Origin of the sequence: Catellatospora sichuanensis (assembly GCF_007483665.1) — a bacterium.
In the GTDB taxonomy this organism is placed as follows: Bacteria; Actinomycetota; Actinomycetes; order Mycobacteriales; family Micromonosporaceae; genus Catellatospora; species Catellatospora sichuanensis.
On record NZ_VIQO01000039.1, the window covers coordinates 32,963 to 48,567 of the forward strand.

12 protein-coding genes are annotated in these 15,605 nt (G+C 70.4%); 4 read left to right on the plus strand and 8 right to left on the minus strand.

Features of this window, described 5'->3' with window-relative positions; all coding sequences use genetic code 11:
• Nucleotides 1-77: 77 nt before the first annotated feature.
• A complete protein-coding gene (locus FLL47_RS38155) occupies nucleotides 78-2,870 on the minus strand; it encodes a TIM barrel protein (RefSeq protein WP_144127548.1) in 2,793 nt (930 codons plus the stop codon).
• A gap of 148 nt (nucleotides 2,871-3,018) precedes the next feature.
• On the opposite strand from FLL47_RS38155, the gene FLL47_RS38160 reads away from it, so the two are divergent.
• A complete protein-coding gene (locus tag FLL47_RS38160; RefSeq protein ID WP_246159217.1) occupies nucleotides 3,019-3,669 on the plus strand; it encodes a TetR/AcrR family transcriptional regulator in 651 nt (216 codons plus the stop codon).
• Between the two features lie 22 nt (nucleotides 3,670-3,691).
• Here the strand turns inward: FLL47_RS38160 and FLL47_RS38165 are convergent, their stop codons facing one another.
• Entirely contained in the window at nucleotides 3,692-4,405 is a 714-nt protein-coding gene (locus FLL47_RS38165) for an ABC transporter ATP-binding protein (protein ID WP_144127550.1), read from the minus strand.
• Nucleotides 4,406-4,413: 8 nt separating this feature from the next.
• Nucleotides 4,414-7,275 (minus strand): FtsX-like permease family protein, encoded by a 2,862-nt coding sequence (locus FLL47_RS38170; RefSeq protein WP_186316159.1) that lies wholly within the window; start codon nucleotides 7,273-7,275, stop codon nucleotides 4,414-4,416.
• A gap of 320 nt (nucleotides 7,276-7,595) precedes the next feature.
• Between FLL47_RS38170 and FLL47_RS38175 the strand changes: the two genes are divergently transcribed.
• The 3 genes from FLL47_RS38175 to FLL47_RS38185 all read left to right on the plus strand — a co-directional run bounded on the left by FLL47_RS38175 (nucleotide 7,596) and on the right by FLL47_RS38185 (nucleotide 9,255).
• Nucleotides 7,596-8,099, plus strand: a complete 504-nt coding sequence (locus FLL47_RS38175) for a hypothetical protein (RefSeq protein ID WP_144127552.1) — start codon at nucleotides 7,596-7,598, stop codon at nucleotides 8,097-8,099.
• 153 nt (nucleotides 8,100-8,252) lie between these two features.
• On the plus strand, nucleotides 8,253-8,702 hold the full coding sequence (locus tag FLL47_RS38180; RefSeq protein WP_144127553.1) for a hypothetical protein: 450 nt from the start codon (nucleotides 8,253-8,255) through the stop codon (nucleotides 8,700-8,702).
• A gap of 118 nt (nucleotides 8,703-8,820) precedes the next feature.
• The gene (locus FLL47_RS38185; protein WP_144127554.1) at nucleotides 8,821-9,255 is read left to right on the plus strand and encodes a hypothetical protein; all 435 of its coding nucleotides are present in this window, start codon (nucleotides 8,821-8,823) and stop codon (nucleotides 9,253-9,255) included.
• 45 nt (nucleotides 9,256-9,300) lie between these two features.
• On the opposite strand, the gene FLL47_RS38190 is transcribed toward FLL47_RS38185, so the two are convergent.
• The 5 genes from FLL47_RS38190 to FLL47_RS38210 form a co-directional block, all read right to left on the minus strand.
• Nucleotides 9,301-10,470 (minus strand): ROK family transcriptional regulator, encoded by a 1,170-nt coding sequence (locus tag FLL47_RS38190; RefSeq protein WP_144127555.1) that lies wholly within the window; start codon nucleotides 10,468-10,470, stop codon nucleotides 9,301-9,303.
• Between the two features lie 208 nt (nucleotides 10,471-10,678).
• Nucleotides 10,679-12,175, minus strand: a complete 1,497-nt coding sequence (locus FLL47_RS38195) for a glycoside hydrolase family 36 protein (protein ID WP_144127556.1) — start codon at nucleotides 12,173-12,175, stop codon at nucleotides 10,679-10,681.
• 94 nt (nucleotides 12,176-12,269) lie between these two features.
• Nucleotides 12,270-13,616 (minus strand): ABC transporter substrate-binding protein, encoded by a 1,347-nt coding sequence (locus FLL47_RS38200; RefSeq protein WP_144127557.1) that lies wholly within the window; start codon nucleotides 13,614-13,616, stop codon nucleotides 12,270-12,272.
• Nucleotides 13,617-13,650: 34 nt separating this feature from the next.
• On the minus strand, nucleotides 13,651-14,535 hold the full coding sequence (locus tag FLL47_RS38205) for a carbohydrate ABC transporter permease (RefSeq protein ID WP_144127558.1): 885 nt from the start codon (nucleotides 14,533-14,535) through the stop codon (nucleotides 13,651-13,653).
• Nucleotides 14,536-14,550: 15 nt separating this feature from the next.
• Complete coding sequence (locus FLL47_RS38210) at nucleotides 14,551-15,432, minus strand: carbohydrate ABC transporter permease (protein ID WP_144127559.1); 882 nt, start codon at nucleotides 15,430-15,432, stop codon at nucleotides 14,551-14,553.
• Nucleotides 15,433-15,605: the final 173 nt, after the last annotated feature.

Below are 15,605 nucleotides of genomic sequence, written 5' to 3' on the forward strand. Positions count from 1 at the left end.
GGCCGCCCGACGGCGCTCGCGCTCGCGCTGCGACCGTCACCCGCACCCACCGGCGGGTGACGGTCGCACGTCGCGGATCAGGCCGGTCCCGGTCCGGGGCGCCGGGCGACGTCGAGATGCTCGCGGGTCGCCGCGAGCGCCATGCGCGCATACTCCGTGGCTCCCACCTGCGCCACCAGCGTCGCCCGCGGGATTTCCAGCGCGTACGGGATCCCGGCGGGCAGCGCAGCCAGGATCCCGTGCACGTCGATGCCCCCGTCGCCGGGGAACAGGCGCTCGAACCGGGCGGTGTGGATCAGGCCCTCGTTCGTGGCGGGCACGGCTGCCGGGGCGTCGCAGACGTGGGCGAAGTGGAACCACTCCGCGGGCAGCTCCCGCAGCTGGGCCACGCTGGAGCCGGACCGGGCGAAGTGCAGCAGGTCGACCAGCAGTCCCGCGTTGGGCTGGTCCGCCGCCCGCAGCACCCTGGCTGCCTCGGCCAGGTCGGGCGTCTCCGTCCACGATGGAAACTCCAGATCGACGGTCAGGCCCAGCGGCCGGGCCATCTCGCACAACTGGGCGAACCGGGCGATCTTGCGGGCGCGGTCGGGATCGGGCAGCTGCGTGATCACGTGGTGGGCGCCGAGCTCGGCCCCGGCCTCCAGGAAACGCTGCAGCTCCCGCGGGTCGTCATGCGGGCTGATCCGGGCCAGCTCGATGTCGAGCACCTCGATGCCGGTCGCGGCCAGGCGTACCTTCGTCTTGCGCATCAGCGCCGGGTCGGTGGCCAGCGGGTAGTGCGGCTCCTGCGGCGTGACGCGGTTCAGGCGCAGCCCGACATAGCGGTAGCCGGCCGCGGCCGCGGCCTCGACCAGGTCCGGCGGAGCCAGGCTCAGCGCGGTGAGGTGCGCCAGCGAGTAGTCGTGCCGCCGGTCGTCGCGCGGCTGCGTGGTGTCGCGTGGCTCCGCCGCGTCGCGCAGGGTGATCAGGCGGCGCAGCCGGTGCGCCGCCATGCGTACGGGAGCGCTGCCCGGTGCGCCGTAGCCGGCGTACCCGTCGATGCGCTGCACCACCTCGAAGAAGAGGCGGGAGCCGAGCATCTCGGTGTAGAAGTGCAGGAACTCGCCGTGCTCGTCCCGGTCGTAGAGGATCGAGTACTCCCGCATCGCGGCCAGCAGCGGCGGCGGCGGCGCGAGCCGGGCGTCGAGGTCGTCGTAATAGTTGTCGGGCATGCGCAGCACCGGCGCGCCCATGGCACGCATGGCTTTGGCGCTGGCGATCACGTCGTGGCTGGCGAACGCGATGTGCTGCGGGCTGGCGACCGCCGGAGCCCAGTCACCGCGGCGCAGCGGCGCGGTGTTGAGCATGATGCGGATCCTGCCGCTCCCGTCGCCCGCGGCCCGGCTGCGGATCAGCCCGAACGGCGCGGCGAGCTCGGTGGCGCCACCGGAGCGCAGGCCGAGCACCAGGCTGTAGAACAGCACGACCTGGTCGAAGTCGTCCACGGACTCGGTCAGTGAAACGTAGTCGGTCGCGGTGACGAAACCGTCGGTCCGGGCGTACGCGCCGGTGGCGGTGAAGTCGGCCAGCCAGCCGCCGCTGTCGGAGCCGTCGCGGCAGAAGAAGACCGCCGTGCCGTCCGGGGCCGCCACGGAACTGAGCTCGGCCTCGTCGGGACGCCGGGTGCGGGGCAGCACCGGGGCGAGCAGGCGGACGGCCCGCTGCGTCGAGGCGGCCGGGTCCGTGCTCTCCACAGCGAGCGCGCAGACGGCCGCCGTGCCGGGCGCCACCGTGCGCTGCGGCTCGAAGTTGAGCAGGACCCGGGCTTCACCCTGCTGCCACAACTGCACCGGCTTGGAACGGTGCTGCCCGGTGTGGGCGAACCCGAGCGCGGCCAGCGTGCCCGCCACCACCGGGCCGGAGATGTCGTCGACCGCGAGCTCGGTGAAGACGTGGCCGCCCAGCGGTGGCGCGGGCGGCAGGCCCGACATCCGCAGGCGCTCGCGCACCGGCGGCGGACCCTGCGTGCCGACGAGTTCCTGCAGGCTGAGCAGCGAGCGCATGCCGTCGATCGCCGCGTGCCGGGGATCGGCCTGACGGTATACGTCGTTGAACACCTCCAACGACAGCGGCCCGTCGTATCCGGTGCTGAGCACGTGGCCCACGAAACCGGTCAGGTCGAACGAGCCCAGGCCGGGGAACAGCCGGTGATGGCGGCTCCACTCGACCAGGTCCGAATGCAGCCGCGGGGCGTCGGCGAGCTGGAGGTGGAATATCTTCGCGCCCGGGATGACGCGGATACCGGCCGGGTCGACGCCGCGGGAGAGCACATGGAAGCTGTCCAGGCACAGGCCGAGCGCGGGATGGCCGACATGCCGCACGATCCGCCAGGCGTGCTGGTAGGTGTTGACGAACCGGCCCCATGACAGGGGCTCGTACGCGATCCGCATCCCGCGCTCGGCCGCGCGCGAGGCCAGCTGGTGCAGCTGCTCGGCGGCGAGGTCGTCGTCGTCGACGCAGTCCGCCGACTCCGACGAGCAGACCAGCATCGTGTCGGCGCCCAGCTGCCCGAGCAGGTCGAACTTGCGTTCCGCGCGGCGCAGGCTGGCCCGCAGCACGTCCGGGGGGACGGCTTCGAAGTCGCGGAACGGCTGGTAGGCCACGATGGACAGGCCTCGCCGGGCGCACTCCTGGCCGACGCGACGCGGCGACCATGGGGAGGCGACGAGGTCGTTCTCGAAGATCTCGATCCCCTGGAAACCGGCCGCGGCAGCCGCGGCGAGCTTGTCCTCCAACGTTCCGGACAGGCACACGGTCGCGATCGCCGGGCCGAGCGCGGGTCGCGGTCGAGGTGCGGGGTCCGTCGTGGGGTGCCTTTCCGTGGTGAGCATGGGACTCTCCCTTGCGCGGGGCGGCAGCCGCGGTGGCCGTTATGAACGTACTGGATAGTTACTTATACACTCGGCGCGACCGACGGGGAAGGTTCCGGCGCCCGGACAGGACTGACTACAGTGGGCGTCGACGATGGAGGGAGCGCCGTTGCCCGCACAACCCAAGGTCGCCGTGGGGCCGTCGGTGCGCGACGCCGACCGGACCAGGTCGGAGATCCTCGACGTCGCCACGCACGAGTTCGCCGACAAGGGGTACGCGGGCGCGCGGGTGGACGAGATCGCCGCGAAGACCCGCACCACCAAGCGGATGATCTACTACTACTTCACCGGCAAGGAGCAGCTCTACATCGCCGTGCTGGAGCGTGCCTACGCCGGGATCCGCGCACTGGAGCAGCAGCTCGACGTCGACCATCTGGACCCCGCCGACGCGATCCGGCGGCTGGCGTCGCTGACCTTCGACCACCATGAGGCGCATCCCGACTTCATCCGCCTGGTCAGCATCGAGAACATCCACCGCGCCCAGCACCTGATCCGTTCGGACATCCTGCCGGGTCTGGCCGATCCGGCGCTGAACGTGCTGACCCGCATCCTCGACCGCGGCCGCGCCGCCGGGCGGTTCCGCGACGACGTCGACCCGATCGACGTGCACATGGTGATCAGCGCGTTCTGTGTGTTCCGCACGGCCAACCGGTACACCTTCAACGCGATCTTCAAGCGGGACATGCTCGACCCCGCCCGGCGCGAGCACCACCGGCAGATGCTCGGTGACCTGGTGCTGGAGTATCTGACGGCGCCCTGACCGGCTCGGCGGGGCCGGCGCTTCAGGGCTTGTCGGTCAGTCGTCCGTCCCTCAGATGCAGCGCCTGGTCGCACCGCGCGGCGATGTCGGTGTCGTGGGTGGCGACGACGATCGTGGTGCCCTCCTCGTCCCGCAGCCGCAACAGCAGGTCCATGACCGCGGCTCCGTTGTGGCTGTCGAGATTGCCGGTGGGCTCGTCGGCCAGCAGGAGCGACGGCCGGTTGATCAGCGCACGGGCGATGGCCACCCGCTGCTGCTGGCCGCCGGACAGCCGGGAGGGCAATGCCGCCGCCTTGTCGGCGAGCCCGACCAGCGCCAGCAGTTCCCGGGCGCGGGCGTGTTTGTCGAAGTCGGTGCGAAACGGCAGCACCGGTACGACGACGTTGTCGAGTGCGGTGAGGGCGGGCAGCAGGTGGAAGCGCTGGAAGACCAGGCCGATCCCACGCCGGTATGCCGCTGCCGCCGCCGACGACAGGCCACTCACGGGCCGGCCCGCGACCTCGATGACACCTTCGTCGCAGCGTTCGATGGCGCCGATCATGTGCAGCAGCGTGGACTTGCCCGAACCGCTGGGACCGGTCAGGGCGATCACGCTGCCCGCGGCGATGGTCAGGCTCACGTCGTCGACGGCCACCACCGGCGGTGCGCCGGCCGGCATCGGGAACATTCTGCGCACCCCGCGCAGGCGTACGAGCGGATCGGCGGCCGGGCGGCCCTGCTTTGGCGGCTCATCCATCGGGGTCCTCACTCCTCGGCAAGTAGCTGCGCGGTGGGCAGCCTCCGCAGCACGGCCATCGGGACCAGCACCGACAGGCCGCTGACGGCGACACCGGTGAGCAGCGCGGCGAGTGCGCACCAGAGCAGCGGCGCGGTGACCTGGCCGACGAACCAGGCGGCGCCGCCGAGGCCCAGCGCGGCTCCGGCCGTGCCGCCGAGGACGCCGATGCCGACGGCCTCGATCGTCACGAGGCGGTGGAGCAGCCGCTCCGGCCAGCCGACGGCCCGGAACAGGGCGAGCTCGGCCGCCCTGTCCTGGATGGTCAGATAGACCAGATCGGCGATGGTCACGACGCCGAGGACCACGGTGATCGCGACGGCGAGGTAGTCGACGGTGCGTGCCTGCAGCGAGATGGCCTCGCCGAGCAGGGTGCCGGTCACCGCGCCGCGGAAGGCGAACGTGATCGCGAGCAGGACCGTCAGCGCGGACACGCCGATGGCGATGCCGGCGGCGCCCAGCAGTGTCCGGCCGGGGCTGCGGGTGAGGTTGGCGAACGCGAGGGTGCTGATCCGCCGGGGTGCCCTATATCTTCGGAGGCTGAGCGCGACGGAGGGGCGTACCGCTGCCGCGGGGTCCGCGCGGGTGGCACGCCAGGCGGGCCACAGCGTGGCGAGCAAGGTCAGCGCCAGCGCGGCCGGAACGGCGATCAGGGCGTGGCGCCAGTCGATCCGCATGCCGAACACGGTGATTCCGGTGACGGCGAGGGCGGTGCCGAGCGCTCCGGCGGCGAGGCCGCTTCCGGACGCCTCGAGCAGCAGCAAAGACAGGATCTTGCGTCGGGGCCAGCCGAGGCAGGAGAGTATCGCCAGTTCCAGGCGGCGGGAGCGCATCGCGGCGCTGGTGGCGTTCAGCACCGCCAGCCCGCACACCGTGAGCACGAGGCCCGACAGCAGCAGGCTCTTGCGGTCGATGGCCTCGACCAGCACGACCGCCACCCCCTTGCGCACCCAGGACTGCGCGACGGTGAGGGCGGGCCGGCCGTAGCGGCCCTCCGGGTAGGCCACCGACACCGCGGTGGGTGAGGAGCCGAGGGTGATGTCGACCTGCAGGCCGGTGCGCTCGGCGATGCGGGCGGCGGCGAGCCTGACCTTCTCCCTGGAGACCGGGTCGATGCCCAGGTCACCGGCGAGGCGTACCCGGATCGCGCTGATCGGAGCCTCGGGGCGCAGCTGGTATTCGGGGTAGTCGGGCCGGGTGTTGAAGTCCTTGTCGCCGAGCAGCAGGGGCACCGACTCCATCGTGGTGAGCATGAGCGGCGGCTGGCTGAGCAGGCCTGCGAGGTTGGCGTTGGGCCGCAGCGTCGCGCCGCCCAGTGCCTGGCGGGATGCGGCGTCGGCGCCGGTGACGCCCGGGTTGAAGTAGGTGTCCATCGGCACCGCGGACAGGGCGCCACCGATGTCGACCTTGCCCGCGTCGAAGGTGCCGACGAGCTGGAGGCCGACGTCGGGCAGCGAGGTCAGGCCGATTACCGCCGGGTCGCGGTCCAGGCCGTGGTGGACGGCGATGCCGCCGCGCACGCCGAGGTCGGCCAGTTCCATCGGCACGGCGTGGGCCGTGTCGCCCATGGACGAGCCGGAGCCCCAGATCTTCGGGTCCTGTCCGACGGCTTCGGCGCGCAGGCCGTCGCCGTCGGACGTGAGCCGGGCCGGTCCGACGGTCCAGAAGACACCGAGCAGCGGTGATCCGTTGAACGTGCCGTCGCCGTAGATCATGTCGCCGGTGTGCGCGGCCGGGTCGCGGATGCGGTCGACGAAGCCGGGGTAGACCTGCTGCGCGGTGACCCGCCGCTGATCCACGGGTGTGCCGGGCACGGCGCCCAGCGTGGCGCGGACCTTCTCCTGGTCCGGGTTGGCGCGCACCACCTGTACCGCGGCCGGGTCGAGCCGCTGCACGCCGAGGCGCAGCGTCGTGTCGAGCTGCGGTCGGTCGGCCATCAGGATCGGCACCCCCTCGTAAGCCATGACCGGTGGGTTGGACAGCGGCTCGGGGAAGCTGTAAGGGCGCGGTCCCTCACCGTCGGTGAAGTAGCGACCGGAGGTGACGGCGGTGTCGAGGCGGGCGAGGGCGGCTTCGGCGGTGGGGTCGACGGCGGCGAGCAGGAAGGGGATCGACCAGCCGAGCCGCAGGACCGCAGTGGTGGCCTGGGGCAGGCCGTCGTATCCGATGGAGCCGGGTCCGCCGACACAGGTGAGCGAGGATCGCGCCTGCTCGGCCAGAGGGCTGGTCGGGCCGCCCTCGCCGGCGGCGCAGACGAGCACCGACGTGCCGTCGCCGGACAGCTCCTGCGGGCCGACCAGCTGCCCGGTGTAGCGGGCGGGCTTCGGCTGCCTGAGCGGGTTGCGGGTGACGTACACGTAGGCGGCGCCGTCGGGGATGTTGCTGAGCCCCGCATCGGTGACCCAGGTGGGCTGGACGCGCAGCACCTGCTGCGTGGCCGTGGGGTCGAGCTGCCCGGTGAGGTCGACCTCGACCGGGACGGTGCGCATGCTGTATCCGACGACCGCGACGGGTGCGGCCACCGCAATCCCGTCGACCTGCTGGATCGTGTGCCACTGGTCGACGGTGATGCCGCCGTTCATGCCCGCCAGTTGTCCGGATTGGACGAGATTGCGCTGCTGTTCCAGCGGAAGGCGGCTGCCGGTGGGGCGGACCAGGATGTCATAGGTCGGCCGGTAGTTGGCCACGACAGTACCGATGGCGTCCAGTCGCTCGGCGGTGGCGGCCGACGTCAGCAAGGTGAAGGCGGCCACCGCAGCGGCGATCATCGCGACGAAGGCCCCGGTCCGCCTGACCCTGACCCGCCATTGCGCCATGGTCATCGACCACATTGCCGCACTCCCCGTGGTGAATTCGCCGTTGAGCGACGTCGGCGCGCGCGGTGATGTGATCGCTAACATCGCACGGTCACCATAGCCCGCTGATTCATATCCGTGAAGGTGTACGAGGCGCGGCATAATCGGCTAATAGCCATAGTTGGTCCCATGTGTCGGGATATATTGCGTTCGCTGGGCAGATCGGTGTCTGGGCAGGTTTTCCGTGAGCGGGGGCGCACATGAACACGCGGTTGAGGAACTCACGCTGGGGCAGGTCGGCCGTGCTGTGGGCGGCCGCGATCGGGGTTCTCGTACTGCCGGCTTGCGCAAGCCCCGTGACGTCCGCAACCGCGCCGCGCATTGCGCAACCCTCTGCCACGGGCGCCCTGCTTCCCCGCGACATCGTCATTCCGCTGAACGAGGTTCAGACGTTCTTTCCGGACGTGACACAGGAATCCACCACGGGCTGGAACGCCACCGCCTCGGGCAGTCCCACGGCCACGAGAAGCGTCGCCTACACCAGCGGCGACGGCTCGAAGAAGGTCACCATCTCGGCGGACGCGTACGCGACTCCGGCCGACGCGTCCGCCGGCTACCAGCAGGCCGTCGAGCTGAGCCGCGCCGTCCCCGACGTCAAGGCCGTGCCGGTGCCCAGCCTGGGTGAGCAGGCCTTCGCCGGAAGCGTGACCCAGAACGGCCAGACCCACGTCGGCCTCGGCGTGCTCGACGGCACGATGGTGGTGGGCGCCACGATCGCCGGCTACGAAGCCACTCCGGAGAACATTGCCAGACTGACAGACCTGGCACGGGCAGAGGTCGCCGCGGCCAAGAACCGCTGAGCGGGCGGCCGCGGGATCGGGCGCCGAGGGTAGTGGACGGGATCGCCATCACGATGACCCGCGACACCTAGGTCCAGGTCACCTGAGCCGCTCCCGGCGCCGTTCGTCCACCGACCTCACTGGCGGCGGGGAGCCACGGGCTTCAAGCGGGACATGCTCGACTGGCTCGCGCTGTATCTCGCGGCGGGCCTGGCCGGTGTGGCCCTGATGCTGGTGCTGCACCCGCTCGACACCGGCGGCGGCTCCTCCGACGCGGTCGCCGGCCTGATCGGTGCGCTTGCCGTCATGACGTGGCGCAGCGGCTGGACGCCGCCGCTGCCCGCCTTCCTGTATGCCGTGCACTTCGTGCTCTACCTGGCGGCCTTCGCGGCGGCGGTGGTGATCGCGGCGACTGTCGCCGGCGCGGCGGCGGTCGCGCTGGTGATGTCGACGCATCGGATGGGCGCCACCCGCCTGGCGCGCGGCGTCATGGTCGCGCTCGTGGTGGCCGGCGCAGTCCTGATGGCCACGCTGGGCGACTCCCACGGCGCCGGACTGGTGACCGGATTGGTCCTGGCAGTGCTGCTGAAAGAGCCGGAAGGTCGGGCATCGGGCCTGACCTGACGGGATCGACCACCCCGGGGAAACCGCCAGGACACTCAGTTGTCACGGCAAAGCTCGCCGATGGTTCACGGACATCGATATGATCGGGCATTCTCGAAGCCTGTCGAAACGGCGGCCCATGGACCCCTTCGCGATCTTGCAGACCGGAGTCGGCGGCGGGACGTGGCTCGCCGCAGGCACGAACCGCGACCTGACGATCCACAACCGCAGCGGCCGCGCCGTCTTCGTCGCGCTGTGCAGCGGTGGCGACTCCTACGCGGCGGGTTGGGGGTTCATCCCCGACGGCGGCGGGCGAGCCGTGGCGATCGCGGCGACCGGCAAGGGCGAGGTGTGCCTGTTCGCGAGAACCGCGGACGGCCGGTGGACCTTCGGCGGATCCGAGAAGTTCTACGTCGCGCAGCCCTGGGGCGACAGTGTCCAGGAGGGGTCGACGTTCAAAATCAAGAATGCGCGCACGCAACGCCCGTCCCTGCTTGCCGGCGCCGGTGAGCTGAGGGTCGTGGGCGGCATCGCCATCACGATGACACGCGACACCTACTTCCAGATCGCCTGAGGCCGTTCCGGTTGCGGGAGCGAGCGCTCGCCGCTGCCGGGACGGTCACTGGCGCCGGGGAGCCACGGGCGCGGACAGGCCGGCGCTGAACAGCCGTACGTCGACCTCGTTGAGGGACAGTTTCAGCGCGCCGAGGGCGACGGAGTCCGCGCCGAGAGTGGAGGCGCGCACGTCGGGCATGCGCAGGCACAGGCGCTGAAGTTCGTTGCGTAGCGGCTCGAGCACGAGGTCGGCGGACCGGGAGAAGCCGCCACCGAACACGACCACCTGGGGGTCGAGGGTGAGCACGAGCGCGGCCGCGCCGACGGCGAGGTCCTTGACGTAGCGGTTGACCGCGGCCCGCGCGGCCCGGTCTCCCTCCCGCGCGGCGTTGAAGACCCAGGCGGCGGCGTCGTCAGGGCTGACGGTCGCGGGCACACCGGGGCAGTTCTGCAGGTGCTCGGGGGCGTTGAGCCAGCGGACGTGCTTCAACGCGCCGATCTCGCCGGCCGCGCCGCCGAAGCCCCGGCGCAGCACACCGTCGATGATCAGGCCCGCGCCGGTACGCATGCCGCCCAGCAGGTAGACGATGTCGTCGGCGTCGGTCGCCGCGCCTTTCCACCGCTCGGCCAGGGCTGCCAGCTTGCAGTCGTTCTCTACGACGACCGGGCAGGAGAACCGCGTGCCCAGGTGCGCGGCCAGGTCGACGCTCTTCCAGCCGGGCAGCGGGGTGAAGAAGCTGGTCCGCCCGGACGCGTCGACCGCGCCGGTGACCGCGGCGGTGACGGCCCAGATGTCCGCGGCCGCCTTGCCGGCCTCGGCGACGCAGGCGCTGACGACCTCGTCGAGCACGGCGAGGCGTTCGGCGGGTTCGGCCTCGGCGGCCACGGACTGGCGGACGGTGTGCACGATGTTGCCGTCGAGGTCGGCCAGCAGCGCCAGTATCTTGTGGACACCCACGTCCACGCCGAGCACGTGACCGGCGCCGGCGCGGAACCGGTAGCGGCGTGCCGGGCGGCCGACGGCGCTGCTGGCGCCGGGCTCGAGCACGGTGGCCCAGCCGTCGGAGACCAGCCCCTGGGCGATGACGTCTACGGCGGGCCGGGACAGCCCGGTGCGCTGGGACAGCTCGGTGACGGTGGACGGCGGGTGGTCACGCAGCGCGCGCACGATGCTCAGGGAGTTGAGCTCGCGCAGCCGCGGCAGGTCCGTTCCGGTTGTTGCTAACTCTGTCACGTTCTGTCCCTTGTTTGCGTGCGGTCGAGCCCGCGCAATACGCTTTGATCTTTACAAAATCGTGGAGTGATGGCAAGCCCACCCACCGTGAGGGCCGGTGCTGCGCACCAGGGCGGACCGGACCACCGGGACGACGGTCCAGGCCCGGCTGCGCCGCCCGCGGACGGGGGAGGGCAACCGGGCCGGGTCCGGACGGAGCCGGAACATGTCAGGAGATCGGATAGGCCTGAGCCGCCGGCGTGACCGCCGCGGTGAAGTCCACCCTGCGCCCGCCGACGCTGTACTCGTACCGACCCAGCCGCCGGATCTCCGGCTGCGCCGCCAGGTAGCTGCTCATGTCGTCGAGCTCGGTGGCCGACAGCCAGCTGGGCGGGTCGGACACGGCCCGGAACCGGCAGATGTCGGCCAGCTCTCGCAACCACGCCAGCTGCTGATCGGTGAGCAGGTTCAGCCGGCTGCGGAAGTAGATGACGTCGGGGTCGACCTCGGCCAGCGGTTGGTGCCACAGCCGGTGCAGCGTGTTGACCACCGCGTTGCGGGCCATCGCGTCGGACGGGTCGTCACTGGCGTAGTTCTGCCACATCGGCGCCACGTCGGGTCCGCTGCGCAGCCCGTCGAGGATGCCCAGCGACGGCAGCAGCATGGCCCCGCTGCCCAGCAGGTACACGTCGTCGCCGGCGACCTCGCGGATCAGGGTGAGCGCGTCGCGATAGGACTGCTCCCGCTCGGCGTCGTCGGCGCGGATGCCGGGCGCTGCCCCGGCGTTGATGAAGTCGAGCTTCAGATACTTGAAGCCCCACTCGTGCACCACCCGGTGGGTCAGCTCGCTGAGGTAGTCGCGGGCGGCGGGCCGGGACAGGTCGAGGGCGTGGTAGCCGCTGCCCCAGTTGTTTCCCGCGATCACATGCTCGCCGCGGTGGTCGCGCAGCAGCAGCTCGGGGCGCTCCCGGGCGAGCTCCGAGCCGGGCAGGGCGATGAACGGAGCCAGCCACAGCCCGGCGGTCATGCCCGCGTCGGTGATCCGGTCTGCGAGGGCCTTCATCCCGGACGGGAACTTGTGGTTGGGCTGCCAGTCGCCGACCAGCCGCTCCCAGCCGTCGTCGACCTGCACGACGTCGAACGGCATCCCGCGCAGGTCGTCGATGTCCTTGGCGAGCTGCTGCTCGGTGACGGTCTCGTAATAGGCGTACCAGGAGCACCAGACGTTGCCGGCGCGGCGGGTGCTGCTGCCCAGCCGCTGCGCCAGCTGCCGGGTGTACGCGGCGAAGACCTCGTCCTCGGGGCCGTAGGCGGCGAACCAGGGCTGGGCTCCGTGCTCGTACCAGCCGGACAGGGTGTCCCGGTCGGCGGCCAGTCGCGGGACGCCCAGTCCGAGCGCGCCGAGCAGCAGGACGTTGCCGTCACCGGCGTCGAGGGCGGCCACGGCGGAGGAGTGGTGCCGGGCCGCATCGTCCCAGACGGTGTCGTCGGCGGTGAGGCGTCGCTGCGGGTTGGCGATACGCAGCGGCGGTTCGCTCAGCCGACGCCATCCGCAGGGACTCCAGGAGTTGTGCCCGTGCCGGTAGAACAGGGCATCGCCCAGTCCGTGCAGCAACGCGACCCGTCCCGGTGGCAGGACCAGGCCCCCGTCGGCTGCTTGCGGGCTGCCGGGGCCGTCGTGTTCGAGGGCGAAAGTGTGGCCGGCCAGCTCGATGAGCAGTGCCATGGTTCTCCTTGGCGGGTGAGATGCAGATGAGTTGCAGGTGCGGGGTGCGGCGGGACGCGACCATGCGTCCCGCCGCACCTGTTCGTCGTGCGGGCTACTTGAACAGGGCGTTGACCTGGTCGTTGGCCTTCTTCAGGGCGGTGGCCGAGTCGGACTGGCCGAGGATCGCCGACTGGATGGCGTCCTGCACGAGCTGGCTGACCTCGTTGCCGTGCTCGGTGATCGGCACGAAGAACGTGCCGCCGGGCGCCGCGGCCTCGTCGACGAACACCTTCACGTCGCGGCCCTTGCCCTGGTGGGCGGCCAGCGCCTTCTCGCTGGCGGACTTGATGGCCGGGAAGACCACGCCGTTGCCGCCGACGATGTTCTGGCAGTCGGCGGAGCCCAGGAACTTGACCCACTTCCAGGCCTCGTCCTTGTGCTTGGTGCCGGACCAGATCGCGTCGGACAGGCCGTTGATCGCCGTCTTGCGGCCCTGCGGGCCCGCCGGCAGCGGCGCGAACGCGAACTTCAGCTTCGCGCCCTCACCCAGGTAGCTGTTGATCATCCAGGAACCGGCGAAGGTGATGGCGCCCTTGCCGGCGTTGAGCAGCGAGTCCCGGCTGAGCGTGGAAGCCTTGTCCAGCGCGGGGCTGTAACCCTTGGCGGACAGCGACTTGAACCAGTCGATGGTCTGGGCGAGCTTGGGGTCGTCGTACTTGTACTGGGTGCCCCAGGGGTTCTTGTCCAGGTAGGTGAAGCCGTTGCTGGCGGCCAGGTTGCCCCAGCCGTTCTGGCCCTGCGAGCCGTCGGCCCACTCCGGCAGGTAGCCGAAGACCTTGACCTTGGTCTTGTCGAACGCCGGGTCCAGGCCGTTGCGGCCCTTCTCGTCGACCGTGGCCTTGGCGATGACCTGCTCGAAGCTGCCGCCATCGGTCGGGTTCCAGGTCAGGTCCTTCAGCGCGGCCGCGTCGATGCCCTGGGCCTTGAGGTGCTCGGTGTTGTAGACCAGCGCCATGGTGTCCCAGTCCTTCGGCAGACCGAAGCGCTGGCCGTCCTTGGTGAACAGGTCGGCCAGGCCGCCCTGGTACTGGGACAGGTCGACCTTGTCGGCGTCGACGAAGGGCTGGATGTCGAGGATCTGCCCGGAGCTGACGAACTGCGGGTAGTACGAGCCCTGGTTGGTCCACACGTCCGGGGCGTCGCCCGCGGCGATCTGCGTGGTCAGGTTCTGCCAGTACTCGGTCCACGCCGCCTGGCTGATCTTGATGGTGATGTTCGGGTTGGCCTTGGTGAACGCGTCGGCGCACTGCTGGTACGACGCCTTCTGGTTGTCGTCCCAGAGCCAGTAGTCCAGGGTGACGGCGGCGCCGGGCTCCTCTTCGGCGGTGCTGCAAGCGGCCAGGCCGGCCACCACGGCCAGGGACAGCAGCGCTGCTCCGGCCCGTGATCTGCGGTTCATCGGGTCCTTCTTTCCTTTTGGGGGGTGGGTGTTGTCACTTGCTGCCGGTGAAGTTCAGGGACTGGACCAGCCGCTTGCCCATGAAGATCAGCAGGACGAGCACGGGCAGGACCGACAGCGTCGAGGCGGCCATCAGGCCGGTCCAGTCGGGTTGGGTGTTGGGCGACTGCTGCAGGAACACCCCGAGCGCGACGGTGACGAGGCGGTTCTCCTCGTCGCGGCCGACCAGCAGCGGCCACAGGTAGTCCTTCCAGGCCCACACGGTGGTGGTCAGCCCGATGGTGATCAGCGGGCCGCGGCTCATCGGCAGGGCGATGCGCCAGAAGATGCCCCATGGCCCGTTGCCGTCGAGGATCGCCGCCTCCTCCACGTCGCGGGGCAGCGACAGGAAGAACTGGCGCAGGAAGAACACCGCGAACGGGGTCATCAGGATGGTCGGGGCGACCATGCCGGCCATCGTGCTCATCAGGCCGAGGTCCTTGACGAAGATGAAGTTCGGCAGCAGCGTGAAGATCGGCGGCACCATCAGCGCCGCGATCACGATCCCGAACACCAGGTCGCGGCCGGGGAAGCGCAGCCGGGCGAACGCGTACCCGGCCATCGCGCAGAACAGCGTCTGCACGGCGGCGATCAGGCTGCAGTAGACGATCGAGTTCCACAGGTAGCCGGCGAAGTTCAGGTGCGCGCCGGACCCGCCGGCGGCGCGGGCCTCGGCTTCGGTGGTCAGCCCGAGTACCCGGGTGAAGTTGATCAGCGTCGGGTTTTCGGGCAGCAGGCTCGCGTTGTCGGTGTAGATGTCGGCCGCCGGGGTGAGCGCGGTGCGGATCATCCACCAGAACGGGAAGACGGTCACCACGACGAAGACGGCCATCGCCACCCATGCCAGTGCGCGTCCGGGGCTGAAGGTCCTGCGTGTCATGTCTGTCCGCCCCTCTCAGGCCAGGTCCGAGCGCGAGGCACGCAGCATGCGCATCTGTATCGCGGTGAGCAGGCCGAGGATCAGGGCCAGGCAGATCGCCGCCGCGGCGGCGTAACCCATGTGGAAGTACTTGAATGCCTGCTGGTAGATGAAGTAGTAGATGACCTGGGTGGCCGAGACGGGCCCGCCCTTGGTGGTGACCGCGATGGTGTCGAAGATCTGGAACGAGCCGATCATGGACACGACCAGCACCAGGGCCAGCACCGGCCGCAGCAGCGGCAGGGTGATGCCGCGGAACATGCGCCACTCCCCGGCGCCGTCGATCGCCGCGCCCTCGTAGAGGTACTGCGGGATCTGCAGCATCCCGGCGTAGAGCAGCAGCGCCGTGTAGCCGGTGTAGGCCCAGGTGTTGATGCCGGCGACGGTCGGCATCGCCCAGGTCTCGTCGGTGAAGAAGCCGACCGGGTCGAAGCCGAAGGTGTGCAGCAGCTGGTTGACGAAGCCGAGGTTGGTGTCGAGCAGCCACATCCACAGCAGGCCGATGGTGACGTTGGGGACGAGCCACGGCAGCAGCAGCGTGGCCCGTAGCACGACCGAGCGGGTCAGCCGGTGCATCAGCGACGCGACGCCCAGTGCCAGCAGGGTCTGCGACCCGATGTTGAGCACGACGTACCAGGCCGTCACCAGCATCGAGTTCCAGAACTTCTCGTCGGCGAACAACTTGGCGTAGTTCTCGGTGCCCACGTACGACGCGGTGTTGAGCATGTTGTAGTCGGTGACCGAGTACCACACGCCCCGGGCGGCCGGGTAGCCGTAGAAGACGGCGAATCCCACCAGCACCGGTGCCAGGAACCACCACGCCGCCCGGCGGTCGTCCCGCGGTTTTGTCGCGCTCATCCACGTCCTCGGATCCGTCTATCGGTCGGCTCTTGCCAGCCGCCCCGCTCTCGAATAATGATGTAGACCTTCGAAATTTTGTCAACACCTCTTCGTATTACTTCGGTAACGACGAGGGGGCCGACCAGCTAAGAACTGCTGTGCCGATGCTCCGACCAGGGACTATGTGGACC